Source organism: Pantoea sp. X-Soil-TKNS-1280 (assembly GCF_059730475.1).
Map to the genome: position 1 here is coordinate 2,126,545 of NZ_AP035962.1, position 26,001 is coordinate 2,152,545.

Annotated in this window: 22 protein-coding genes; 10 read left to right on the plus strand and 12 right to left on the minus strand. The window is 54.8% G+C overall.

Annotated features, from left to right (window positions below; genetic code table 11):
* Positions 1–115: 115 nt before the first annotated feature.
* From AC6I8X_RS09925 to AC6I8X_RS09945, 5 genes are all read right to left on the minus strand, one after another.
* Positions 116–952, minus strand: coding sequence for an urea carboxylase-associated family protein (locus AC6I8X_RS09925; protein ID WP_310616285.1), 837 nt, complete (start codon positions 950–952; stop codon positions 116–118).
* Positions 952–1,674: a GntR family transcriptional regulator gene (locus tag AC6I8X_RS09930; protein WP_313685563.1), complete on the minus strand. Its 723-nt coding sequence runs from the start codon at positions 1,672–1,674 to the stop codon at positions 952–954. The genes AC6I8X_RS09925 and AC6I8X_RS09930 overlap by 1 nt, the downstream gene beginning before the upstream one ends.
* A gap of 9 nt (positions 1,675–1,683) precedes the next feature.
* On the minus strand, positions 1,684–3,192 hold the full coding sequence (locus AC6I8X_RS09935) for an amino acid ABC transporter permease/ATP-binding protein (RefSeq protein WP_313685562.1): 1,509 nt from the start codon (positions 3,190–3,192) through the stop codon (positions 1,684–1,686).
* Between the two features lie 24 nt (positions 3,193–3,216).
* Positions 3,217–4,032 carry an ABC transporter substrate-binding protein gene (locus AC6I8X_RS09940; RefSeq protein WP_497840997.1) on the minus strand — a complete coding sequence of 272 codons (816 nt, stop codon included), beginning with the start codon at positions 4,030–4,032 and terminating at the stop codon, positions 3,217–3,219.
* A gap of 189 nt (positions 4,033–4,221) precedes the next feature.
* On the minus strand, positions 4,222–4,773 hold the full coding sequence (locus AC6I8X_RS09945) for an NADPH-dependent FMN reductase (RefSeq protein WP_497840998.1): 552 nt from the start codon (positions 4,771–4,773) through the stop codon (positions 4,222–4,224).
* Positions 4,774–5,030: 257 nt separating this feature from the next.
* On the opposite strand from AC6I8X_RS09945, the gene AC6I8X_RS09950 reads away from it, so the two are divergent.
* The 6 genes from AC6I8X_RS09950 to AC6I8X_RS09975 all read left to right on the plus strand — a co-directional run bounded on the left by AC6I8X_RS09950 (position 5,031) and on the right by AC6I8X_RS09975 (position 11,662).
* On the plus strand, positions 5,031–5,243 hold the full coding sequence (locus AC6I8X_RS09950) for a DUF1471 domain-containing protein (protein WP_497840999.1): 213 nt from the start codon (positions 5,031–5,033) through the stop codon (positions 5,241–5,243).
* Positions 5,244–5,360: 117 nt separating this feature from the next.
* Positions 5,361–6,197 (plus strand): alpha/beta fold hydrolase, encoded by an 837-nt coding sequence (locus AC6I8X_RS09955; RefSeq protein ID WP_313685557.1) that lies wholly within the window; start codon positions 5,361–5,363, stop codon positions 6,195–6,197.
* 189 nt (positions 6,198–6,386) lie between these two features.
* A complete protein-coding gene (locus tag AC6I8X_RS09960; RefSeq protein WP_497841000.1) occupies positions 6,387–8,426 on the plus strand; it encodes a beta-galactosidase in 2,040 nt (679 codons plus the stop codon).
* Positions 8,423–9,838 (plus strand): MFS transporter, encoded by a 1,416-nt coding sequence (locus AC6I8X_RS09965; protein WP_497841001.1) that lies wholly within the window; start codon positions 8,423–8,425, stop codon positions 9,836–9,838. Before AC6I8X_RS09960 ends, AC6I8X_RS09965 begins: the two co-directional genes overlap by 4 nt.
* A 94-nt stretch (positions 9,839–9,932) precedes the next feature.
* Entirely contained in the window at positions 9,933–10,811 is an 879-nt protein-coding gene (gene araC, locus AC6I8X_RS09970; protein WP_313689081.1) for an arabinose operon transcriptional regulator AraC, read from the plus strand.
* Between the two features lie 230 nt (positions 10,812–11,041).
* A complete protein-coding gene (locus tag AC6I8X_RS09975; RefSeq protein WP_299453104.1) occupies positions 11,042–11,662 on the plus strand; it encodes a response regulator transcription factor in 621 nt (206 codons plus the stop codon).
* Between the two features lie 3 nt (positions 11,663–11,665).
* On the opposite strand, the gene AC6I8X_RS09980 is transcribed toward AC6I8X_RS09975, so the two are convergent.
* From AC6I8X_RS09980 to AC6I8X_RS10000, 5 genes are all read right to left on the minus strand, one after another.
* A complete protein-coding gene (locus AC6I8X_RS09980) occupies positions 11,666–17,125 on the minus strand; it encodes an ATP-binding sensor histidine kinase (protein ID WP_497841002.1) in 5,460 nt (1,819 codons plus the stop codon).
* A gap of 103 nt (positions 17,126–17,228) precedes the next feature.
* Positions 17,229–17,612 carry a response regulator transcription factor gene (locus AC6I8X_RS09985; RefSeq protein ID WP_313688597.1) on the minus strand — a complete coding sequence of 128 codons (384 nt, stop codon included), beginning with the start codon at positions 17,610–17,612 and terminating at the stop codon, positions 17,229–17,231.
* A gap of 44 nt (positions 17,613–17,656) precedes the next feature.
* Positions 17,657–17,911 carry a XapX domain-containing protein gene (locus tag AC6I8X_RS09990; protein ID WP_299453109.1) on the minus strand — a complete coding sequence of 85 codons (255 nt, stop codon included), beginning with the start codon at positions 17,909–17,911 and terminating at the stop codon, positions 17,657–17,659.
* Between the two features lie 2 nt (positions 17,912–17,913).
* Positions 17,914–18,114, minus strand: a complete 201-nt coding sequence (locus AC6I8X_RS09995) for a DUF1427 family protein (protein WP_313688601.1) — start codon at positions 18,112–18,114, stop codon at positions 17,914–17,916.
* A 50-nt stretch (positions 18,115–18,164) separates the two neighbouring features.
* Positions 18,165–18,851 carry a hydrolase gene (locus tag AC6I8X_RS10000; RefSeq protein ID WP_084874831.1) on the minus strand — a complete coding sequence of 229 codons (687 nt, stop codon included), beginning with the start codon at positions 18,849–18,851 and terminating at the stop codon, positions 18,165–18,167.
* Positions 18,852–19,131: 280 nt separating this feature from the next.
* On the opposite strand from AC6I8X_RS10000, the gene AC6I8X_RS10005 reads away from it, so the two are divergent.
* The 4 genes from AC6I8X_RS10005 to AC6I8X_RS10020 are packed head-to-tail and all read left to right on the plus strand — an operon-like array spanning position 19,132 to position 23,927.
* Positions 19,132–21,009, plus strand: a complete 1,878-nt coding sequence (locus AC6I8X_RS10005) for an amidohydrolase (RefSeq protein WP_299453112.1) — start codon at positions 19,132–19,134, stop codon at positions 21,007–21,009.
* Positions 21,010–21,013: 4 nt separating this feature from the next.
* Positions 21,014–21,442: a DoxX family protein gene (locus tag AC6I8X_RS10010; RefSeq protein WP_313688593.1), complete on the plus strand. Its 429-nt coding sequence runs from the start codon at positions 21,014–21,016 to the stop codon at positions 21,440–21,442.
* On the plus strand, positions 21,429–23,057 hold the full coding sequence (locus AC6I8X_RS10015) for an MFS transporter (protein ID WP_497841003.1): 1,629 nt from the start codon (positions 21,429–21,431) through the stop codon (positions 23,055–23,057). Before AC6I8X_RS10010 ends, AC6I8X_RS10015 begins: the two co-directional genes overlap by 14 nt.
* A gap of 51 nt (positions 23,058–23,108) precedes the next feature.
* Entirely contained in the window at positions 23,109–23,927 is an 819-nt protein-coding gene (locus tag AC6I8X_RS10020) for an alpha/beta fold hydrolase (RefSeq protein ID WP_313688590.1), read from the plus strand.
* A 71-nt stretch (positions 23,928–23,998) separates the two neighbouring features.
* Here AC6I8X_RS10020 and AC6I8X_RS10025 read toward each other — a convergent pair whose 3' ends face one another.
* Both AC6I8X_RS10025 and gap read right to left on the minus strand, forming a co-directional pair.
* The gene (locus tag AC6I8X_RS10025; protein WP_313688588.1) at positions 23,999–24,724 is read right to left on the minus strand and encodes a pirin family protein; all 726 of its coding nucleotides are present in this window, start codon (positions 24,722–24,724) and stop codon (positions 23,999–24,001) included.
* Between the two features lie 203 nt (positions 24,725–24,927).
* Positions 24,928–25,929 carry a type I glyceraldehyde-3-phosphate dehydrogenase gene (gene gap / locus AC6I8X_RS10030; protein ID WP_497841004.1) on the minus strand — a complete coding sequence of 334 codons (1,002 nt, stop codon included), beginning with the start codon at positions 25,927–25,929 and terminating at the stop codon, positions 24,928–24,930.
* Positions 25,930–26,001 lie beyond the last annotated feature (72 nt).

Genomic DNA, 26,001 nt, shown 5'->3' on the forward strand with positions numbered 1-26,001 from the left:
GCAGAAAAGAACGATAACCAGGTGAAATGATGAGCTGGTAATCGCCGCCACTGCCAGCTGACTTTGACCCGGTAATAAAAAACCAGCTGATGCAGCTGGTTTTTTTATCTGGCAATTACCAGCTGACGGGCTTCAGCTGCATACCATGGTTACCCCGGTAATCCGGTGATACCGGCGATGTCCAGTTAGCCAGCAACTCAGCCTGCGGTTTGTAAATTTCTACCCCCAGCGGACGGCAAACTTTCAGCGTATCTTCCGCTTCGTCGCCCCACATCGGCAATGACAGATCGCCGCCCGGACAGGTGGATAACGCACACAGCAGGTCAATCTCAGCGAAGAACTCCAGGTAATCGCCCTTTTTCGCCGGACAGGCTTTCATAAAGTATTGGTCATCGTCGTTCAGGCCGGTGCACTGGAAAACATTCATCACATCGTGAACATCAAACTCAGTCAGACCATACGGCTGTACAGCACGCACCAGATTGGAATGGCAATGGAAATCGAAATCTTCACCGGTTAGCAGCTTGTTGACGTAAGGATCGCAACGCGTTCCCAGCAAATCATGCACCCGGCCACCATCGCTGTCGATGCCATAATCCGCCAGCGAATCAGCAGTAATGGTCGCCATCGGGCGGATAAACGGTAAATTGGACCACAGGCGATCGTAAGTCGAAAGATGCGCGCGTTGTAGCTGCCGTGTGCGGGACACCCACATTCTCTCGCGCGGATCGCGGCGGTTCCAGATATTCAAATCCCCGACCTGCGGACCTTCCGGCGTGGTAATACGGAACAGATGCCCGGCTGGCACTTCCCAGGCAAAACCGGTACGAATCGGGATCAAATGGGAGGCGGTAAGCTCACGCGGTCCCTCGGCCAGTGCCTGATAAAACTGGCGATCAACATCTAATGCAGAGCCGGATGTGCTCTGGTAAGCGGCAGGATAATTCGACATCAGTATGATTCTCCATGAGAAATAGGATGACTAAAAGTGGTGGTCAGCTGGCGCTCGGAATAGTCGAGGTAATCAATGAGCGCCTGGCATGCGGCTGCGGTTTGATGCTCGCCCAGCAATGTCAGGATCTGACGATCGCGGGCAATCCACGGCAGCTGAAAATCACGCTCGCCAGCACCGCTGCAAAACAGCAGACGTAACTGCGCCAGCAAGACGCTGAAAAAATCGTTAAATCTGGAGCAACCCAACATCTGTACGATGCTTTGATGAAAACGCAGGCTATGGGTACCCACGCTGCGCCACTGCTCCTCGGCCGCCGCCTGAGCAGCCTTGTCCAGATGCTGCGCCATGCGCGTCAGATGAAAGTCACTGACTGGGCTGTTTACGGTTAGCGCCAGCACTTCCAGATGACGGCGCGCTTTGAAAATATCGCGCACATCACGCTTATCCAGCTGGCGAACAAACACCCCGCGATTCTGGTGATAATTCACTAACCCTTCGCCGTGTAAGAAACGCAGCGCTTCCCGCAGCGTATTGCGGGAACTGTCACATAACGCCGCCAGTTCGATTTCACCCAGCGCCTGCCCGGCCACCAGGTTGCCGCTGATAATATTTTCCCGCAGCAGAATCGAAATACGCTCGAACGCGGGCAAGCCAGATAAATCAATATGTTCTGGTATTTCAATGGTTAAGGTTCGGGTTTCCCCGGCTATTCCTTTCATATGCTGACCTCAGGCCGTGGCCATATCATCGATAAAGCGCGAAATCCGGTGATCGCGCATCTGGCGAATCTCTGCGGGTGAGGCATCGATCTGAATACGCCCCTGCTCCATAAACACCACCCGGTCTGAAATGGCGAAAGCAAATTTCATCTCATGGGTGACGATCAACATGGTGATCCCCTCCTCTGCCAGCTTTTCAATCACCTGCAGGACTTCACTGACGCGCTCGGGATCAAGTGCCGATGTCGGTTCATCAAACAGCACCACCGCAGGCTTCATGACCAGCGTACGGGCAATGGCCACGCGTTGTTGCTGACCACCGGATAACTGATGCGGATATTTGGTGGCATGTTCCAGCATTCCCACTTTATCCAGCATCGCCAGGCTGCGTTGATGCAGGTCCTCACGGCTGTCCAGATTGTGCAGACGCGGTGCCAGCAGCAAATTTTCCAGCACTGTTTTATGCGGGAACAGATTAAACCCCTGGAACACCATGCCGAGACGGGTAATCTGCGAACGGTAAGGTAAGGCATTCTCACGCTGTCCCGCCTCGATAAACGCCTGACCCAGCAGCTCTACGCTGCCCTGGTCGAGTTTCTCCAGCCCGTTTACCGTACGGATAAGCGTCGTTTTGCCGGAGCCGGAAGGACCAATAATCGAGATCACCTCGCCAGGTTTCACGCTGAGGTTGATATCGCGCAGCACCGGTTTATCGTTAAACGCTTTGCTGATCCCGCGTAATTGCAGAATCGGTTTGGCCGATGCGCTATGGCTTTTGCGCGTCAGTGCCTCGGGGGCCGGTAAGCTGGCGCGTGCCTGCTCGGCATCAAACGCGGCCGGAGTCCGGTTTTGTACATCCCAGCGGCGTTCGAGCCAGCCAAACAGACGCTCAAACACGGTGACAATCAGCACGTAATAGCAGGCCACCGCTAGCATGGTTTCCATCACCTTGAAGTTGTCGGTGTACAGGCGCTCGCCCACCATCAAAATCTCGGACAGCGAAATCACCGATACCAGTGACGTCATCTTTACGATGGTAATAAATTCATTCACCAGAGTGGGCAGCGAGATGCGCAACGCCTGCGGAATAATGATGCTGAGGCGAATCTGGGTGGTGTTTAATCCTAACGCCCTTCCCGCTTCAAACTGCCCACGCTGGACTGATAACAAACCACCGCGATGGATCTCCGCAATATAGGCGGTCTCACTGATGATCAGGGCCAGCAGGCCAGCGGCAAACGGGTTGGACAGCACGCTGCTGGTCGCCGGAAAAATTTGTGGCAGGTTAAAGATAAAAATCAGCAGCACCAGCAGTGGCAGGCTGCGGAACAGCCAGATATAACAGCCAGCCACATTGCGCAGCAGCGCATGGCGCGACTGCTTTGCCAGTGCCACACCCAGCCCCAGAACGATCCCTCCCAGCCAGGTCAGCACGCTGAGTTGTACCACCAGCCAACTGGCCCGCCAGAAGTCCGCGTAATGAAATAAACTTATCAGGTAAGGCCAGTCAAATTGCATGCTTCCTCCAGGGCGATCCGTTATTTACAGCGTGCCAGCCAATGCTTTGGTGATTTCATCCGCGTCCGGCATTTGCAGGTTGTACTTTTGCAACAGCGCACGATAGCTGCCATCACTCACCTTCTGCGCGAATGAGGTTTTCAGTTCGTTCAGCAGCTGCGGGTTGTCCTTATTCACCGCCAGGCCGACCACCACCGGATAAATCATCTGGTGGGAAGAGATTTTCAGACGCTGCCCGGTCTTTTCGACCGTCGCTTTTGCCACCGCGGCATCTTCATATTGCACATCCACCGCTGACGACAGCAGCGCCTGAGTGGCTTCCGGTGAAGTCGGGAACTCGCGTACCGAAATGGCACCCAGCCCTTTCGGCTGGCAATAGTCCGTTGACACTTTATTCAGACGCGCAATCCAGGCACCGCCTTTGATCGAAGCGACGCGTTTGCCGCACAGATCTTCCGGCTTTTCAGGCGCAAAGCTGGAACTGGCGGTGACCAGCAAAGAACCCCCGGTTTTCATATACGGCAGAAAATCCACCTGCTGTGCACGCTCTGGCGTGACATAGAGTGTTGAAGCGACAATGTCGAACTTATCGCTCTTTAAGCCGAGGATCAGGCTGGCAAAACGGGTGTCCTTCACCACCGGTTTCAGTTTCAGCGGCGCGGCGATCAGATCAATAAACTCGGCATCAAAACCCGCAGGTTTATCCTGTTTTAAGAAGTTATACGGCGGATACGTCAGGTCCGAGCCAATGGTCAGGCTGCCAGGCACAAGGGTGGCAGCCTGCGCGACGCTGAAGAACACAGGTGCTGCAAGACAGGCCATGCGTAACATCGTTTTCATAGTGGAAAGCCTCTGGTGTTATTTGTTCAACAATGTATAAGCATTAAGTGTGCCAATATTATTTTTTGTGATTTTCCAGTGGATCAAATGCCGCCAGGGAAGATCTTGTTACGATGATTTGAACCAGAATGGGGCAAAAAAAACGGGCGATGCACCAGCATCGCCCGCTCGGGGAAGGAAAGGATCAGGTTATTTGCCGGCAAATTCCGCAAAGGCCACTAACTGGCGCGCGAGGAAACGTTTGGTGTCCTCATCGACCAGCATGCCATCCACCACCTTATGGCCGACATCGCCAATCATCGCTTCCGGCTTATTCAGCACTTTGGCATCGAAATAAGCGAGGATCTGTCGCAGATGCAGCTGCGCACGCACCCCGCCTAACTTACCCGGCGAGGCAGACTGAATCAGCACGGGCTTTCCGGCCAGCGGTTGCGGATTGACACGAGACAGCCAGTCGAGGGCATTCTTCAGCAAGCCCGGAATAGAATGGTTATATTCCGGGGTGATGATCACCAGGCCATCAGCCTCGGCGATATCTTCTGCCATGGCGACCACGGCCGCAGGAAACCCCGCCAGTTCCGTGTCCATGCTGTAATGCGGGAAATCCCCCGGCGAACCCAGCGCGGTAAAAACCACGCCCTCGGGAGCCAGTTCCGGTAATGTGCTGGCAATCGCCGCATTGACCGATCCGCTACGCAGGCTACAGGTCAGGGTGACAAACTTCAGAGGGGGATGATTCATGGTTCGCTCGCTATGTAATGGGGAAGTCTAAGCGATTATCAGCAGGAATTGAAAAAAAGTAAGTTATACAGATGGATAGCTATACGAAGATATAATTGATCCTTCAGCAAAAAGTCACACCCGCTCCCTCACACCTCATTCAAATTATCTGAAAGATTCCGCCAGAGATCAGGTATTCAGTTCCCCCTGCCATGTGCTTACAATTTACCCAATCGAAGCATACGCTTCCCCTGAATTGAGCGACACAGGAAATTATCATGAAATATATCAACATTTTTGCCACCAGCATGACGCTGCTATTCCTTTCATTCTCAGGCTTTGCACAAGCCCACGGCACAACGCTGGATGATGCCCAGGCCCGCGTGGTGATGCAGTCTAAAGAGGCTGGCGCATCGTATAAAATCGACAGCGCACGTTATGTGAACCACATCGAGCCTGCTGCTGAACTGATCAGCTACACCCTCGAATAACCCCCCGCCATACGCCGTCGTTTCTGCGTGCCTGCGACTATACTGTTGCGGGGGTTAACACCCTCAGTGCCGCTACTCATCAGCTCAAACAATCCTTAACTGATAGGAGTCTGTTCTATGGCTTTTGTAACGACGAAAGATGGCGTGAATATCTTCTTCAAAGACTGGGGACCTAAAGAAGCTCAACCGATTGTCTTCCATCATGGCTGGCCATTAAGCGCCGATGACTGGGACAATCAGATGTTGTTCTTTCTGGCAGAAGGATTCCGGGTTATCGCGATTGACAGGCGCGGTCATGGCCGGTCGGATCAGGTCAGTGAAGGACATGATATGGACCATTACGCGGCAGATGCCTCAGCAGTCGCTGAACATCTTGACCTGCATAATGCGGTGCATATCGGACATTCCACCGGTGGCGGCCAGGTCGCACGTTATGTCGCCCAATATGGACAGCCACAGGGCCGCGTCGCCAAAGCGGTGCTGATTAGCGCGGTACCGCCTCTGATGTTGAAAACACCGGGTAATCCCGAGGGTACACCATTAGAGGTGTTTGATGGCTTTCGCGCTGGGCTGGCAGCGAATCGCGCGCAGTTCTATCTGGATGTGGCTTCAGGTCCGTTCTATGGCTTCAACCGTGAAGGCGCACAGGTTTCCCAGGGCACGATTCAGAACTGGTGGCGTCAGGGGATGATTGGCGGGGCTAAAGCACATTACGATGGTATTAAAGCCTTCTCGGAAACCGATCAGACGGAAGATTTAAAGGCGATAACCGTCCCGACGCTGGTGATGCAGGGCGATGACGATCAGGTGGTGCCCTATAAAGATGCCGCATTGCTGCAGGATGAACTACTGCAGGACAGCACCTTGAAAATTTATCCCGGCTTTCCCCACGGGATGCACACCACCCATGCTGATGTGATCAACGCTGATTTGCTTGCCTTTATACGTGCCTGATTGACCTTCTCTCCTGAACCAGTCCGTTCCGGGCTGGTTTCTCCTTCCCGACCCTTGTGCCATTTTGTGATGCAGTTCATGGACTTAAGGTGGGAGCGAGTTTCTCTATGTTCGTGACAGCAAATTTTATCTTTGGCCCATCTCATTCCGCTAACGTAGCGCCATAACGCATGTAGTGGAGGAAATGAGATGGATAAGCTGTTGTATGGTATGGCCTATTATCGCGAATACTTGCCTGAGGAACGGCTGGATGAAGACATCCGCCTGATGAAGGCTGCCGGTATCAATGTGGTGCGCATTGCCGAGAGTACCTGGAGCACCTTCGAACGGCACGACGGCGAATTTGATTTCTCCAGCGTGCTCACCGTGCTGGACCGCATGCATGCCAGCCAGATTGCGGTCATTGTCGGCACCCCCACCTATGCGATACCGGGCTGGCTGGCAAAGAAACACCCATCCGTGATGGCGACCACACCCCAGGGCGTGAACAAATATGGTCATCGCCAGAAGATGGATATTACCAGCCCCATCTATCTGCGTTACGCCGAACGGATTATCCGCGCATTACTGCGCGCCACGGCGCAGCACCCCGCAGTGATAGGTTTTCAAATCGACAACGAAACCAAGTATTACGATACCTGCGGTGCGCATGTACAGCGTGATTTTGTGCGGCATTTGCAGCAGCGGTTTGCTGGCGATCTCGGCCGCCTCAATGCGGAGTTCGGGCTGGATTACTGGAGCAACCGTATCGACGCCTGGGAAGACTTCCCGCCGCTGGAGAGTACCATCAATGCCAGTCTTGGCGCGGCTTTCCAGCAATATCAGCGTCAGCTGGTTGAACAATTCCTTGCCTGGCAGGCTGAGCTTGTCAGCGAATACCGGCGGCCAGAGCAGTTCATCACCCATAACTTCGATTTTGAATGGCGCACCTGGTCATATGGGCTGCGTGGCGAAGTCGATCATTTCGCCGCTTCTGCCGCGCTCGATATTACCGGCGTCGATATCTATCATCCCAGCCAGCACCAGCTGACCGGCGCTGAAATCGCCTTCGCCGGCGATATCGCCCGCACCACCAAAGATAATAATTATCTGGTGCTGGAAACCCAGGCGCAGGCCTTCAAAAACTGGACCCCTTACCCCGGGCAGCTGCGCCTACAGGCGTTCAGCCATATTGCCTCGGGTGCGGCGATGATCGGTTACTGGCACTGGCATTCTCTCCACAACGCCTATGAAACCTACTGGAAGGGCTTGCTCAGCCATGATCTGCAACCCAACCCGATTTACCATGAGGCGCAACAGATTGGCCAGACACTGTCCCGGCTGTCGCCACAACTGGCGGGATTAAAGAAACAGAATCGGGTGGCGCTGCTGGTCAGCAATACCTGCCTGACCGCCATTGACTGGCACCCGTATCAGGGGCACCAGTTTGGCCGTCACAAAGAGCATCAGTACAACGATCTGTTCCGCAGTTATTATGATGCCCTTTACCGGCTGAATATCGAGGTAGATATTCTCACCGTTGACGACCCGCGCATCAGCCGATATCAGTTGCTGATCGCGCCACTGATGTATGCCGTGTCTGATGACGTGCTGCAACGATTAAACCGGTTCGTGGCTGACGGCGGTCATGTGCTGTATTCGTTTAAGTCAGGTTTTGCCAATCAGCATCTGAAAGTGCGTCATGAACGCCAGCCGGGCGTAATTCGCGAAGCGATTGGGGCCAGCTATCAGTTGTTTGTCGAACCACATGACGTCACTTTGCAGTCGGATGTGCTGGACCTGCCCCCGCAGGCCACCCGGGTTGATCACTGGATGGAGTTACTGGAAACGGAGAACCCGAATGCGGAAATCTGGGCGCGTTATCAGCATCCTTACTGGGGAAAATATGCTGCCATCGTTCACAATCGATTTGGCCGTGGCAGCGCCACCTATATCGGATGCTGCATCAGCGAGGGCGCGCTGGAGAGCGTGTTATGTACGCTGCGCCAGCGACTGGGATTGGCCGATGACGCTGAAGGCCACCGCTTCCCGGTGGTGGTTAAACGCGCCACCAATCGTGCCGGTAACACCGTGCTGTTTTATCTCAACTTTAGCAGCCAGCCGCAACAGGTCACGCTGTCATTCACGCGTGGACGGGAATTGTTGCGCCAGCGGCACTGGCAACGCGGCGAGACACTCACGCTGGCCGACTGGGATGTCGCGATTGTTGAACTGGAGGAGGCACAATGAAAACCGCTACCCCGACGGATGACCTGCAACGCATTGGCCTCGCTGAACGCCTGGCCTTTGGCATCGGTGATTATGGCACCAACCTGACTTACACCCTGATGGTAACCTTCCTCGCCTATTTTTATACCGATGTCGTTGGCATCTCCGCCCTGCTGATTGGCTCGCTGATGTTCTTCGCCCGGGTACTGGATGGGGTGATCTGTATCTTTGTTGGTATCCGCATCGATAAAACCCGTTCGCGTCTCGGCAAAGCGCGTCCCTGGGTACTGTGGACCGCACTGCCTTTTGGTTTGTCGGCCTTTTTGATGGCGACGGTGCCGAATGTCAGCGATAGCCTGAAGGTGGCTTATGTGTGTATCACCTACCTGCTGGCAAACATTTGTTTTACCGCCAATAACATCGCCTATGGTTCACTGTTGGCGTTGATCACCCGTGATGCGTACCAGCGCGGCATCCTGAGTGTGTTCCGTAAGGGGCTATCGACCTGTGGCTCGCTGACAGTCGGCGTGTTCACCCTGCCGCTGGTCGCGCACTTCGGCAACAGCAGTACCTCCTGGATCATCGTGTTTGCCCTCTTTGGTTTCTTTACCGCGCTCTGTCTGTTCCTGACGGCGTTGGGGACGCGTGAACGTGTCCAGCCGGTGCGCAGTGACAACAGCCAGCGCATCAATGTACGTCAGGTGGGGAGTTCCATGCTGGCGAACCGTTACTGGCTGATGATCTTTTTCTATCTGTTGATTACCTTTACCAGCCTGACCGCACTCTCCGCCGTGGGGGTATATTATTCGAAATACATTCTGCGCGATGTCTCCCTGATTGCTTATATCAGCATGGCGCAATACATCCCTGGTCTGCTGACCCTGATGATCATCCCGCTGTTGCTGAAAAAACTGGGTAAGCGGCGTCTGGCGATGCTGGGTTTACTGGTCTGCTCGGTCGCCTATCTGATCCCGTTGCTGAATAAACAGGATGCGCTGTTTGTGATCATCGCCACTGCCGTGCGCAGCGTCGGCTTCTGTGGCATTGGGGCCACCATGTTTGCCTTGCTGGCCGATACCATTGACTACGGAGAATGGCGTACCGGGTTACGTATTGAGGGCATTTTGTTCAGTGCCGGTACCCTCGGGCAGACACTGGGCATGGGGTTAGGTACCGCCAGTGTCGGCTGGGTACTTGGCGCAGTCGGATTTGTCAGCGGCGGCAATGCCGTACAATCAGCGTCAGTGCTGAACACTATCGAGTTTCTGTTTATCTTTTTCCCGCTCTTGCTGGCGCTACTCAACTTCGGGCTGCTTTATTTCTACAAACTGGATGATTTCTATCACCAGGTGGCACAGGACCTGGCAGCGGGCCGCTATCAGCAAAATAATCCGGTCATGACGCCGGTGGTTCGGGAGCCGCTACAACACTAAAGTTGCGCCACGCCGCAAAAGCGCCCTCTGCTCAGCGATTCTGACGGGGGGCGTCGTTATACTTCCCGCACTCTAATTCGCAGGAATGATGCAGATGGTTGAGTTGAGCGATGCCGACATGATGAATTTCTCCCCGCTGGTGAAAAGTTTCACCTTTAACGCCTTTATGGTGTCGGGATATACGCCAATCAGCCCCGGCAGCAAGCTCGACTTCTTTATTCACCGACCCCAGGGGATGAAAGGTTATCTGCTCAATATCACGCTAAAAGGTGAAGGCATTATTCATCACGCTGACGGAGAATTCCGTTGCCAGCAGGGAGAGATGTTGTTGTTTCCGCCGGGGGTGCTGCATCATTACGGTCGCGCTAAAGAAAGCCCCGCCTGGGATCATTTGTGGATTTATTTTGTGCCTCGCCCCTACTGGATCGACTGGTTACACTGGGATCGAAACCTGGGGCAGATAGGCCGTATGGCATGCGGCGATACGCCCCTGTTGCAGCACATGGTGCAGCTGTTTAAAGAGGTTATTCACTGGAATGCCGCAGCAGAGCCGCTGGCAGAAGCGATAGCAATGAACACGCTGGAACGTATTATTCTGGATGCATTCCAGCGGCAACCCACCAGCAACCGTCATAACCGTGACCCACGTATCCAGACAGTCTGCCATTACATCAATGAACATCTGGCCGAAGAGACGCGGGTGGAACAATTGGCACAGATGACGTTTTTATCCCCTTCCCGGCTGGCGCATCTGTTCAAGCGAGAGATGGGACATACCATTTATGGCTGGCGTGAGCGCCAGCGCGTTTCACGCGCCTGTGATTTGTTGCAGCAAACCCAGTTGCCGATTGCCCAGGTGGCACGCGCAGTCGGCTACGGTGATCCCCTCTACTTCTCGCGCATATTTAGCCAGCACCGCACACTGAGCCCGCGCGAATATCGCAAAAAGTTTGAACGTATACCGCTCTTTTAATCGGCAGATTGAATTCCGATCAATAATTAACCATTCGGGTCAATAAGTTATGCCTTATCTTCACATTGCAACATTCGCTGATGATAATCAGACTTATTGTGATAACATCCGGCATTATGCTAACACCCCTACATCTTTACACAGGTTGAACCTGTGTCTTTTCGCAGTATATTGGATATTAAGCACAACGTTTAAACATCCGTGAAATTCAGGTTGAGAAGAGTCCTTCTATGAATCACTTAGTTTATGTTGTAGATGATGACGAATCGGTAAGATCTGCCCTGAGTAATCTGCTCAGTTCAGAAGATTATGACGTTATTGTTTTTTCCACTGCTCAGGCATTTCTTGATCACACCTTCAACGCCGTTCCCAGTTGTCTGATTCTGGATATTAATATGCCGGGTGCGGATGGCTTTGCCGTAGCAAATACCTTAAATGAGCGCGGTTATGTTATTCCTACCATTTTCCTCACCGGGTTCGGCACTATTCCTGTTACCGTTAAAGCGATGAAAACCGGTGCCTGTGAATTCCTGACCAAACCGGTCGATCCGGAGCGGATATTACAGGCGGTGGCAGAAGCGCTGTTGATCGCGGAAGAAAACCTGGTTTCTTCACAGGAAAAATATGACATGACGGTTCGCCATCAGTCACTGACCCCGCGGGAAAGCGAAGTCATGATGCTGGCAATCAGTGGCCTGCTGAACAAGCAGATTGCTGCGGAGATGGGCATCAGTGAAATTACCGCCAAGGTGCATAAACGCCGGGTGATGGAAAAGATGAATGTCCGTTCCCTTTCTGACCTGGTGCGTGCTGCCGAACGGCTGAACATTCTCAGCACGCGCCGTCGTTAAGGGTTAAGCACTGGCTGGCGGCTCGACGGGTAAGGTAAACCAGAAGCGGCTGCCATAGTCAGCCAGGTTTTCCCCGCGCAATTCGCCGCAGTGCTTTTTAATGATGCCCTGGCTTATCGTCAACCCCATTCCCATCCCTTCCTTTTTGGTGGTATAGAACGAATCAAAGATATGTTCCCGCACCTCATCCGGGATACCCGATCCGCTGTCCCGCACTTCAAAGCGAATGGTGTCGGGGGTGGGATTGGAGGTTGCCAGCGTCAGAATCAGTGGACGCTGGTCAATATCGGTCATGGCATCGATAGCATTCACCACCAGGTTCAGTAGCACCTGCTGAATCTGGATGCGGTCACAATACACCTCGGCACAATCGGCATGCAGTTTCAGCTCCAGCGAGATCCATTTTCTTTCAATCTCCGCGCGTGACAATGCCAGAATATCGCGCGCAATCAAATGCAGGTTCGCTTTAGCAAATACCGAGTCATGTTTGCGGGTTAACGCCTGCAGGCCCCGGATAATGTCACCTGCGCGTTTTCCTTCCTGCAAAATCTCGTCCAGGCTGAAACAGGCATTCTCGATATGCCGGGGTTCGCGTTTCAGCCAGCGCTGGCTGGCACCGGCATGGGCCACGATCGACATTAATGGCTGGTTGATTTCATGCGCGATCGAGGCGGTTAACTGCCCTACAGTGGTGGCGCGCGAAACCCGGGCGAGATCGGCCTGTGCCATACGCGCCGCATCCTCTGCCCGACGTTGTACGGTAATGTCGGAAATGGTGCCAAAATATTCTTTGACTTCCGGCCAGTTCTCCACCGGATCGCCAATTCCTTTGATATAACGATTTTCGCCATTTGGCCGGATGATGCGAAATTCCGCCTGCATACTGATGCCGTTCTGCACACTGTCGCGCACCAGGTCATTAATACATTGAAAGTCGTCAGGGTGCACAACGGTCATGAAATCCGCCATCGACCAGCTTTGCTGCTGCTCGGGCAGACCGAGAATACGCATATACTCATCCGACACGGACAGCCGGTCCTGCCCGATATCCCAGCTCCAGGTGCCAGTATGGCTGATTTTCTCCCCCATCATCAGGGAGGTCTGGCTGGCGCGCAGCTGCTTCTCCACGCGTCTGCGGTGAATGTTCTCCTCAAGCAATTCGGCATACAGGCGCGCAGTCTCAATGGATACTGCTGCCTGCGCGCTGAGGGTTTTGACGATATGCGATTGCTCGGCGGTGAACACATCCGGCATCAGCCGGTTTTCCAGATATAACACCCCAACCATATTGGCCTGCTTGAACATCGGCACACACATCACGGCTGCGCCGGAAGAAACCAGATAAGGGTCCTGACTGAAGGGACTGAAATCTTCCGGTTTACCGGTACGAATCTCCTGCCCGGTGCGGATCACCGCGGAAAGTACCGACAGCGGCAAATCGGTGGCGGCTGGCCGTTCTTTGACAATTCTGACTTTAACGCCATCGGCATTGGCTTCGGCCCAGGCTTCCGTTTCCGGGACATTGCCGTCCAGCACGCGAATCAGCAGGCAACGCTGCGCCCCGGCGCGCTCCAGCAGCATCCGCATCAGAATATGGATCAGACGGTCAAGATTGATCTCCTCCGTCAGGGCGCGTACCGCTGTCACCACACTTTCGAGGTCACGAATGGATTCGTCTGCAAAGGGAATGGTGGTGAACGCGTTGCTCTGTTTTTGCGTCGCCAGCTGCGGATAGCGTTGTTCCAGCTGGCGTACCTTGGCCTGTGCGCCCCAGTTTTCCCAGCCGCTGATCGCCCCTTTTAAATAGGCATCGGCAGGCACGTCGAGTTTCCAGCCTTTGGCGCAATACCCCGCCAGCTCGTAAGCCAGTGCGTTGATGTGCTGATAACCTGACTTGCGTGACAAATTAATCGCCATCTCGTACTGGCTTAACGCCTCGCCCACTTCACCGCGCAGGCGGGCAAGTTCCGCCGCGATCAGTGCGGCTTTATCGGCAAACAGCTCGGGATTAAGCACCGACCATTGGACAATCTTGTCAAAATGGTCGTGGGCCTGTTGATGAACTTTGGCGGTCGCCTGCCCGGCAGACAGCGGCACCGTCAGGCTCAATGCGCTAAAGAAATGTAAATCCAGCAGATAGATATAGCCAGGCACGGCGCTTATCAGCTGCGTCGCCTCGGCGAAACAGGGCAAGGCCAGGGCATATTCGCCCGCATAAAAATGCGCCATACCGCGATACAAATATGACCAGAACAGCACCATTGCTTTAGGACCGGACACCGGCCCAGGCTCGCTGCCGGTAAGTTGTGTCGGATAGAGATCGATACCGCTGAATTTGGTATGGCTGCTGCCACGCAGATGGATGACAAAATGCTTCTGCATCAGCAGCACGTTTTCGACATCGGGATAAAAAGATTTTTGCGTAAAGGCCAGGCCACGTTCGATGGTGGTCTGCACCGACTCCAGGTGATCACCGCGCGTCAGGTAGTTCATCACCTGATGACGTAACGACAGGCAGGCAAAGGATTTATCGCCGTGCGCCAGCGCAACGTTAAAGCTTTTTTTCGCGTAATCGATTGCGAAGGCCAGCGGCTGCGTCCAGATCCCCACCTGATCGAGCGGCAACAACGTGCGCGCTTTAAAACGCACAAAGTTGTGCTTTTCGGCCAGCTGCGTGGCTAACATGCCGGATTTAAAGCCGTAGTGGTATTCCTGGTAGCGATCGGTGATCAGTACGCTAAACCATGACAGGCCAAACACCGACGCACCACTGATACCGTGGTCCAGCGTCATATCCAGCATTTTGCACACCAGCAGCAGGTGCAACTGCGGGCAGTCATAAGAGGAAGCAAAAATGGTGCTGGCCATCAGGTTCAGCACCGACTCTTTTTCGCGGTTCGCCATCAGCGGCAACGTACCGAGGGTGATGGACGGATCCGGCCCCAGGCGCGCTTTCAGTGCGTACCAGGCCGCGTTGCACTCATCCTCATCCGGATAGCGATTGAAATGCACACCGAACACCGCCAGCCAGGCCAGCGCGGTTTCCAGTGCCAGATAGTTGTCTGACTGCCGCATATGGATCTCAGCCGACAGGCAAGCCGCCGCCGATTTCTCCGTCAGGCTGCCCGGCATCCCCAGCAGTACAGTGCACTGGGCCTGTGCTGCGCTGAGATTGCCCTGCAGGAACTGGCACTCCGCTTCCTCGAAGCCCAGTAAAAAATGGTCAGAGGTGGGTTGTTGCTGATCCAGCGCGCGGGCCGTTTGCAGATAGCGTAACGCCGACGCGTAATCGCCAGCACGTTTGGCGCGCTGCGCCGCTGTAAGGCTGAGGCGAAAGTAATTGCGGCTTTGTGCCGGGGGCATCGGCACATCCGCCGCCATCGCAATATGGTGCACTGCGCGAAACAGCGTTTCGTTACCTTCGGCGCGCGGCGCACACTCTGCCAGCAGACAGGCGGCCTGTTGATGGATGCGTAACTTTTGCTTAAAACCAATCAGCAAAAAGGCTGCATCATGGACGCGATCGTGAGTGAAGGTGTATTCATCGTTGACGATGGTAATAAACTTTGCGGCGATGGCAGGTCGCAGCCGCTCCTGAATTTTGCGCTGACCAGCCCCCAGGATCTGGCTGAGCAGCGCCAGCTGACCATTTCCCCCCAGACAGGCCAGGCTGCCGAGCAGTTGCCGGGTCGCTTCAGGCATGCGCTCCAGCTGGCGTACCACCAGGCTGGCGACATTATCGGTATACTGACGCGCCTGCAACGCACTCTGGTCGTAATGCCATTTCAGCGGATCTTTGGTGTAAAAGATGAGCCCGTCATCGATAGCCTGTTTAAAAAACTCTTGCAGGAATAGCGGATTACCACCGGTTTTCTCATGGATCAGCTGGGCCAGCTCGCTGGTGCCGCTGGTACGGGTATGCAACATACCCGCCAGCCAGCGGGCGACCATTTTGACGTTAAGCGGCTGCGGTGTCAGCTGGGTGATACGTGCTGCGGCACTCTGGATGCGTGCCAGAAAACCGGCCACCTGCCGACAAGGCATCGACTCGGCATCGCGATGCGCGATCACCAGTAAAAACGGCAGATGTTCGTTACGCTGAAACACCGTCTCCAGCAGTTGCAGGCTGGCCTGATCTGCCCAGTGCACGTCATCAATTAACATCACCAGCGGTTTACCTGATGAGGCAAATGCCTTGATTAATGCACAAGCCATCTGGTGAAAACGTTCGCGCGCATCGATTAACGGATCGGTGCTGACCACAGGTTGCGAAATACCCAGCAACTGGCGCAGTTCCGGCACCAGTTCAATTGCCAGCTCGACATCATGGCCCAACGCTCGTGTTAAGCGCGTCCGCCACACCCGTACATCCGCCGCGGGCAGGCCGAGCAGATACAACGTCAGGGTACGGAAGGCGGCGCTCAGCGCGGAATATGGCACTTTGGGGGAATGTTGATCGGCTTTGCCGACCGTCAACAAAATGGGCTTGTGTTGTAGCTTTTTCAGCGCCGAGGCAATGATGGCAGACTTCCCTGATCCCGGCGCACCGCCGATCATCACCAGATGATGGGTACCGCTGTACTGCGCCTCCTCCAGTGCGTTCAGTAACTCCCGCGCCTGTGGATGGCCGGTAAACAGCGTTTCAATACGATAATTCGTCGTGAAACGTTCCTGCAAACCCAGGGTAAAAGGGGCGATGGTGCCCTCTTGCGTCAGCGTCGCCTTGCAGCGCCGCAGATCGGCCAGCAAGCCGTCAATGGTTTGATAACCATCGGCGGGCGATTTTGCCAGCAGACGCAGGATGATGGCCGACAGCATCGCCGGGACATCCGGGCGAATTGATTCTGGTGGACGTGGCGCGGTCGCCAGATGATGGTGGATCCACTCAGCCTGCCCCGCCTGGGGCGAACCAAACGGCAGCCTGCCGGTGAGCATTTCATATAACACCACGCCCAGACTGTAGAGGTCGCTGAGGTTGCTGACCGGATAAGGCGTACGTCCGGTATGTTCCGGCGACATGTAAGCCAGCGTGCCGCCCGACGCGCGCAGCGAATTTTTCAGTTGGGAATCGACGGTGACGGAGGCCAGCCCAAAGCCACCCAGACGGTAGGAACCGTCGTTATTCAGAAACAGATGGGCGGGTTTGATATCGCCGTGCACAATCCCCTGATGATGGGCCTGACTCAATGGCAAACATAGCTGAATCGCATTGCGCAAATAATCCGCGATCTGCTCCGGCGGCATCCCGATAATCCCCGCCAGTGTTCGATAAGGAAACTGCGGATACACCAGCGCATAATGACCCTGGTGACGGGTAAAGCCCGCCGGTTTCACCGCCCAGCGCGGAGCCAGATGCGGGGCCAGCGCCAGCTCGTTTTTTAATAACTGCGTCGCCTGAAATGCCACCTCGTCACTGGCGGCAGTGGCGATCAGCACGGTTTCACCGGCAGCAAATCGCCCCATCAACCAGGCATGCCATCCTGCGCCAGCGGGGTCAGCATTATCTCTTCCGGCAGGATGATCTTCGCTTCGTCGTTACCTTCCTGCGGCACAGAGATAATGCCCATTATGGTGTTTCCCCCTGCGACAGTTCGCTACGGATAATGGTCAGGAGCGTATCAACATCAATGGGTTTTCGCAAAAAGGTGAGCGCACCCAACGCGATCGCATACCACTGCACGGATTCTTCCTGATCGGCAGAGATGAAAATCACGGGCAGAGCCACGGATTGCTGTTTCAGGAGTGAGTAAAGTTCAAAACCGCTCATTCCTTTCAATCTGACGTCGATGATCAGCATAACCGCGCCGGTTAATGCTGAATCGTTTTGGAGGAGTTCTTCGCCCGATTCATACAGGCTGGTGGTGTATCCGTCAGAATGCAGTAAATTGCTCAGGCCATTACGGACTGAGCGTTCATCATCAACGATAACAATGTGCTGTGGTAGCGTCATGCTGTAATCCTCTGATAATCCTCACGCGTACGTGAGGATATTCCTTAGGGTCCCTTTTCTCCACCAGGTGGTGGCGTGCCACTGATTTTGGGCACACATTCATGGCGGAACCAGGCCAGGGTTACCGGTTGGCGACGGATCAGGCGTTGCGCCAGCGGGACCAGTTGCTCCCCCACCAGCATGCCAAATAATCCCAGCAACGCGATCACTGGCGGCGCAGGGGAATTGACATCTATCAGACCATAAATCACGCCCGCCAGCATACCCACCACCAGCGAAATAACATATGACTTCAGCATGGTCAGGATCTCTTATCGACGTGGCTTGCAACCGCGGCGGTCTGCTGCACTGGCTTCACCAGATGAATCAGCTGCCCGCCAATAATCATACCCAGCAAACCGATGAGCGCGATTGCCGGTGGTGCGGGTGAACGGACCCGGAGCAGTGCATAGAACAAGCCAACCAATACGCCTGCCCCCAGAGAAATGATCAAAGGATTCATCATGATCCTCCTGAGACCGGCACATCAGAGTGCCGGTCATCGCAAGGGAATTAACGTGCCGGAACCGGCGCCAGGGTGCGATGTTCGCTTTCCTGACGTGATGGCGCTTTGTGCACCATGGTGTAAGCGTAATCAACGCCGATGCCGTAGGCACCAGAATGCTCTTTGGCAATCTTCATTACAGCGTCATAGGTATCACGATGCGCCCAGTCACGCTGCCACTCCAGCATCACCTGCTGCCAGGTTACCGGGATCACCCCAGCCTGGATCATGCGCTGCATGGCATAGTCGTGGGCTTCTTTTGAGGTGCCGCCAGAGGCATCCGCCACCATGTAGATTTCATAGCCGCCTTCCAGCATGGCGCACAGGGCGAAGCTGTTGTTACACACTTCGGTCCACAGGCCGGAAACCACCACTTTTTTCTTCCCATTAGCGGCCAGCGCATCACGGACTTTCTGATCGTCCCATGAGTTCATGGAAGTACGTTCCAGGATATCCAGCCCCGGGAACACGTCCAGCAGTTCAGGGTAGGTATAGCCAGAGAAACTCTCGGTTTCGACCGTGGTGATGATGGTCGGAATGTTAAATACCTTCGCCGCTTTCGCCAGCGCGACCGTGTTATTTTTCAGCACCTGACGATCGATTGACTGCACACCAAACGCCATCTGCGGTTGCTGATCGATAAAGATAATCTGGCTGTTATGCGGGGTCAGAACTTCAAGCTTAGAGTTGGACATGAATGTACCCATTGAGGTTAGTAACTGGATTTCCGCGAACATAAATACGGAGCAAAAGTGGCAGTCACCGGTTGGTCACTGTCAGATCGGAGTTTAGGGGGCATTACATGACCGGACTATTATCTCTGTGTATAAGTATACGAACGTATAGGTATCCCTTTGTATAACTAGACGGCGTTTCTCCCCGCTTACCATAATCCTGAGCTGATGGTGCTCTGACGCCCTGCGACAGCGCGCATTTCCCGTCCTGCTATTCGGACATCTCAGTTCAGGAGGATCTATGGTGACGCTCGGTAAAGCAGAGCTGATTTTAATCAACGGTAAATTCCACACCGTTGACCGCGCCAACCCGGTGGCTGTCGCCGTGGCGATTCGTGAAGGCAAATTTCTTGCCGTCGGTAGCGAGGCCGAAGTGATGGAGCATCATTGCGAAGGCACTAAAGTGATTGATCTTAAGGGACATACTGCCATTCCTGGTCTGAATGATTCCCACCTGCACCTGATCCGTGGCGGCCTCAACTACAACCTGGAACTGCGCTGGGAAGGCGTACCGTCGCTGGCTGATGCGCTGCGCATGTTAAAAGAGCAGGCGCTGCGTACCCCGTCGCCCCAGTGGGTGCGCGTTGTCGGTGGCTGGACTGAGTTCCAGTTTGCCGAACGCCGGATGCCAACGCTGGAGGAGATCAACGACGCGGCACCGGACACCCCGGTGTTTATTCTGCATCTCTACGATCGCGCCCTGCTCAACCGCGCCGCACTCAAAGTGGTGGGATACACCAAAGACACACCAAACCCGCCAGGGGGTGAAATCCAGCGCGACAGCAACGGTAACCCAACCGGTATGTTGATTGCCCGCCCCAACGCGATGATCCTGTATGCCACACTGGCGAAAGGACCGAAACTGCCGCTGGAATTGCAGATCAACTCCACCCGTCAGTTTATGCGTGAATTGAATCGCCTCGGCCTGACCAGTGCTATCGATGCGGGCGGCGGTTTCCAGAATTATCCTGACGATTATGAAGTCATTGCCGAGCTGCACAGCAAAAAGCAGATGACGGTGCGCATCGCCTATAACCTGTTTACCCAGCGTCCCGGTCATGAACTGGAAGATTTCGAAAAATGGACCGATATGCTGACGCCCGGCCAGGGCAGCGACTACTTCCGCCATAACGGTGCCGGTGAAATGCTGGTGTTCTCGGCGGCAGACTTTGAAGACTTCCTCGAACCGCGCCCGGACCTCGCCCCAGGGATGGAAGATGAGCTGGAGCGCGTGGTGCGTCATCTGGTGGAACATCGCTGGCCGTTCCGTCTGCACGCCACTTACAACGAATCCATCAGCCGCATGCTGGATGTGTTTGAAAAAGTGGATCGCGATATTCCGTTTAACGGTCTGCATTGGTTCTTCGATCATGCGGAAACCGTGACGCAGAAAAATATCGACCGCATCAAAGCCCTCGGTGGCGGCATTGCGGTGCAACATCGTATGGCGTTCCAGGGCGAATATTTTGCCGAACGTTATGGCATCGAAGCCACCCGCCATACCCCGCCGGTGGCGCGTATGCTCGAAACCGGCGTACCGGTGGGTCTGGGTACTGACGCCACCCGCGTGGCCAGCTACAACCCCTGGACCGCGCTCTATTGGCTGGTTTCCGGCCGTACCGTGGGCGGCATGCAGATGTATGACGTCAATGCCCGCCTCGATCGTGACACCGCGCTGATGTTGTGGACCCAGGGCAGCGCCTGGTTCTCCAGTGAACAGGGCAAAAAAGGACAGATCAAAGTCGGCCAGCTGGCAGATATGGCGGTGCTGAGTAAGGATTTCTTTAGCGTACCGGAAGAGGAAATCAAAGGTATTGAGTCAGTGCTGACGGTGGTGGATGGCAACGTGGTGTATGCCGCCGGATCCTTCAGTTCAGAAGCCCCACCGACGCTGCCGGTGTTGCCGGAATGGTCACCGGTGGTGAAGGTGCCTGGTCATTACCGCAGTGCGCCGCCGGATGCTATGACGCGCGTAGGTATGATGCCGCAGGCGCATCATTGTAGCGGCCCCTGTGGTGTCCACAGCCACCAGCATGATATTGCGCGTGGTGCCAATGTTCCGGTAGCCGAAGATAACGCCTTCTGGGGCGCGCTCGGTTGCAGCTGCTTTGCGTTTTAACATCATGAAGACTTCATCGTTTTTCTCAATCCCGCCCCGGATCGATCTGGGGCTGTTTTTCCTGCGTCTGACCGGCAGCCTGTTACTTTTGCATGTCCATGGCCTACCGAAAGTGTTTCATTTTCAGGAGGAACTGACGCGTATCGAAGACCCGTTCGGTATGGGGCCGTATATGAGCCTGATCCCGGCGATCGTGGCTGAAGTGATCTGCCCGATCCTGATCATCCTCGGCTGGTGGTCACGTCTGGCCTGTCTGCCGATTATTGGCGTATTGCTGGTGGCGATGCTGGTGGTTCACCCGGACTGGTCGATCGCCGACGGCCAGTTTGGCTGGTTGCTGCTGATTATCTTTACCACGCTGGCGTTGACCGGGCCAGGAGCCTGGCGCATCGGCGTGAAGCCAAAGCAGGAGCTGCGCCATGGCACAGGTTAATGATATTCACAGCGCCGGAGCCGAACTCCCGAGCGAAGTACCGGTGCAAGCCGCTTCACCCTGGCAACCCCTGAGACAACCCGTTTTCCGTATGCTGTGGCTGGCCACAGTGGTGTCCAACATCGGTTCATGGATGAACGATGTTGGCGTCAACTGGAGCATGCTGACGCTCAGTAGCGATCCCCTGATGGTGGCACTGGTGCAGGCTGCCAGCAGCCTGCCGATGTTTCTGTTCGCGCTGCCTTCCGGGGTAATGGCCGATATTGTCGATCGTCGTAAATATCTGCTGTTCTCACAGCTATGGGTATTTATCGCCGCAACCGGCCTGACGCTGCTTTCCTGGTCTGGGCTGGTGACGCCCTGGGTGCTGCTGGTTGCCGCTTTTTTATTGAGTACCGGCGCAGCGATGAGTTCACCGCCCTTCCAGGCCATCGTGCCTGACCTGGTAAACAAAAATGAGCTGGGCCCGGCCATCGCTCTGAACTCTCTCGGTATTAACATCAGCCGTGCCATTGGTCCGGCGCTGGGTGGCCTGATCCTGTCGTTTGCCGGTCCCTGGATGGTATTTTTGCTCAATGCGTTGTCAGTGCTCGGGGTCGCCTGGGTGCTGTATCGCTGGAAGGCCGCTCCCAGTATCCAGCGGCTGCCACCGGAACACTTCTTCCCTGCGGTGCGGGTGGGGTTGCGCTATGTCCATGCAGCACCGGTTTTCCGCAATGTGCTGGTGCGCACCTGCGCCTTCTTCCTGTTTGGCAGCGCCGGATGGGCCTTGTTACCCCTGGTGGCAAGACGTGAACTGGGACTTGGCCCCGGCGGCTACGGCATTATGCTGGCCTGCATCGGCCTCGGGGCCATCTGCGGTGCAGTTTTACTGCCGGGATTGCGCAAAAAATTCAGCGCCGACCGGCTGATGGTGCTGGCCAGCCTGATGTTTGCTCTGACCATGCTGGCGCTGGCGTTTATCCGCCATTTCTGGTGGCTGAATGCCTGCCAATTCTTCACCGGATTCGCCTGGATTGCCGTGCTCTCCACCCTCAATCTCGGCGCGCAGCGCAGTGCTGCCAAATGGGTTAAAGCCCGCGCGCTGGCGGTGTACCTCACGGCATTCTTCGGCTCCATGACCGCAGGAAGCGCCGTATGGGGGCAACTCGCGACGCATTTCTCGATTCCGGTTTCGCTGTCGATTGCCGCAGTGGGGATGTTTTTATCCTGCGCCACTGTCTGGCGCTGGCGGCTCGATCAGGACCCCGATTTAAATCTTGAGATTCTGAACGACAGCGATAACAACCCGGTGCCCGAGGTCCATCACAATCGTGGCCCGGTGATGGTGAGCTACGAGTATCGGATCCGCCCGGAAGACGCTCATGATTTTACCGTCTGTATGCAGGATATGCGCCGCGTACGGCGTCGTGGCGGCGCGATCAACTGGTCGATTTATGAAGACGTGCTGCAACCCGGCATTTTCGTCGAAACCTTTGTGGTGGGGTCCTGGATGGAACATCTGCGCGAAAAGGAACGCTACACCATGAACGACCGCAAGATTCAGAGCCGGGTCTACGCCTTCCATCAGGGCGAAAACATGCCCGACGTTCGCTATCTGGTGGCCCCGGTCTGACACAGGCCGCCCAGGCATATCAATCAACTCAATCAACAAGAGGTCCATGCAATGAGCACTTTCAGAACCACAGACGGTACGCAGATTTATTTTAAAGATTGGGGTACAGGTAAGCCGGTGCTATTCAGCCACGGCTGGCCGCTGGATGGGGATATGTGGGATAGCCAGATGAATTTCCTGGCGGAACGTGGCTATCGCGTTATTGCGTTTGACCGTCGTGGCTTTGGCCGCTCAGAGCAGCCGTGGCAGGGATATGATTACGATACCTTCGCTTCCGACATTAACGATTTGATCAACTGCCTCGGTCTGGAAGAGGTGACGCTGGTTGGTTTCTCCATGGGCGGTGGCGACGTCACCCGCTATATCGCCAACTATGGCACCGCTCGCGTTGCGGGACTGGTGCTGCTGGGCGCGGTAACGCCGATCTTTGGTAAAGCCGAAGATTATCCGCAGGGCGTGGATTTATCGGTGTTTGCTGGTATCCGTGACGGATTGAGAAAAGATCGTGCGCAGTTTATCAGTGATTTCGCCGTGCCTTTCTATGGCACCAACGCGGGCCAGACCGTTTCTGACGGCGTGCTGACGCAGACGCTGAATATCGCTCTGCTGGCATCATTGAAAGGTACGCTGGATTGCGTCACCGCATTTTCTGAAACCGATTTCCGCCCGGATATGCAGAAAATTGACGTGCCTACGCTGGTTATTCACGGCAGCAACGATCAGGTCGTCCCCTTTGCCACCACCGGCAAAGTCGCGGCGGAGATGATTAAGGGTGCAGAACTGAAGGTGTACGAGAATGGCCCGCATGGTTTCGCGGTTACCCATCAGGATCAGCTGAATGAAGATTTGCTGGCGTTTCTGCAACGCTAGTCACAGTGTCAGGGGCGAATAAACTCGCCCCCTACGTTTAAGGTCGGCATTGATGCCGACCTTGCCAATGGTTATCGGGTCGGATGATTCACTTCAAGCGGACGCAAATCAAACACTAACACCTCGGCCTCATCGCCTTCGCTGAAGGTCAGCGTTTTTTCATTGCGCACCCGCGCACCATCTCCGGCTTTAAATTTCACGCCATTCACCGTGATGCTGCCGCGTGCCACATGGATATACGCATAACGATCATCATCCAGCGTCAGGGTCTGCTGCTCACCCGCACTGAAGAGTCCGGCGTAGATACGCACATCCTGACGAATGCTCAGTGAACCTTCCTGACCTTCCGGAGAGACGATCAGACGCAGATTGCCACGTTTGTCACTCTCAGGTACCGAGATTTGCTGATAACCCGGCGGTGAGTTCTTCTCAGATGGCACTACCCAGATTTGCAGGAAGTGAACGCCATCCTCACTGGAGTGGTTAAACTCGCTGTGCGTCACGCCGCTGCCAGCACTCATCAGCTGCACATCACCCGGAACAATCACCGAACCCGTTCCCATCGAGTCTTTATGCTCCAGCGCGCCTTCCAGCACATAGGAGATAATTTCCATGTTGCTGTGCGGATGTGCACCAAAACCACGCGCTTTCGCTACCCGATCATCGTTGATGACTAACAGGTCGGAGAAACCTACCTGTTTCGGATCCCAATAGTTGGCAAACGAGAAAGTATGGTGTGAATGTAACCAGCCGTGTGCACCGACACCACGTTGTTCTGACAGGCGTTGTTCAATCATGATCTGCTCCTCAATTCTCTGTGTTAACCGGGTAAAGGAGTGATGTCTCCTTCGTTGAACACAGATTAGGGTAAACAGATTTGCCTAACAATGACGTCATATTGCAATCAGTGTAACGAATTAGTGGACAATAAAATCAATAAAAAGCGCGATAAATCGCGCCGCTACAGTTCGACGGCGCAATGTATCACGCTATAAGTGACTTAAAGGCTGGAAAACTTATGCAGCACACGCACCAGCTGGGTAACAAAGCCGTATTCGTTGTCGTACCAGGAGACGGTTTTCACCAGCTGGATATCACCGGCTTCGCTGATTTCAGTCTGGGTTGCATCGAAAATCGAACCAAAGGGCACGCCAATCACGTCGGAGGAAACAATCGGATCGTCGGTATATTTAAACGATTCGTTGTTTTCACAGGCTTTTTTCAGCGCGGCGTTAATCTCATCCACCGTGACTTTTTTATCCAGCACCGATACCAGTTCGGTGACAGAACCGGTTTTCACCGGCACGCGCTGCGCATGCCCTTTCAGCTTGCCAGACAGCGCCGGAATCACCAGCCCGATGGCTTTCGCTGCGCCTGTGGTATGAGGAATGACGTTTTCCGCTGCCGCACGTGAGGCACGGAAATCTTTACCACGAGGCCCATCAACCAACGCCTGGGTGCCGGTGTAGGCATGGACGGTGGTCATGGTGCCGACTTTAATGCCAAAGCTGTCGTTAAGGGCTTTCGCCATGGGGGCCAGGCAGTTAGTGGTGCAGGAAGCCACCGAAATGATGGTATCAGCCGCATCGAGCGTGTCATCGTTGACGTTAAACACGATGGTTTTCATGTCACCGGCCGGGGCAGAAATCAGCACTTTTTTCGCCCCAGCATCAATATGCGCCTGGGCTTTGTCCGCGGAGGTATAGAAGCCGGTACATTCAATCACCACATCCACGCCGAGCTGACCCCAGGGGATGTTCTTCGCATCTTTCTCAGCAAATACCTGGATACTTTTGCCATCAACCACCAGGTTGTTGCCTTCAGCACTGACCGATACCGGGAAAGCACCGTAGTTGGAATCGTACTTCAGCAGATAAGCCAGCATTTCTGGCGAAGTGAGATCGTTGATAGCAACAATTTCAACCGCTTCTTTTTGCTCAAGAATACGACGCAGAACCAGGCGACCAATGCGACCAAAGCCGTTAATACCGATTTTTTTCATGATAGAAGTCCTTGCCATGGGTGAAGAGGAATTCAATAACAACCGGGAAAGATGACAATTAAATTAACTCAA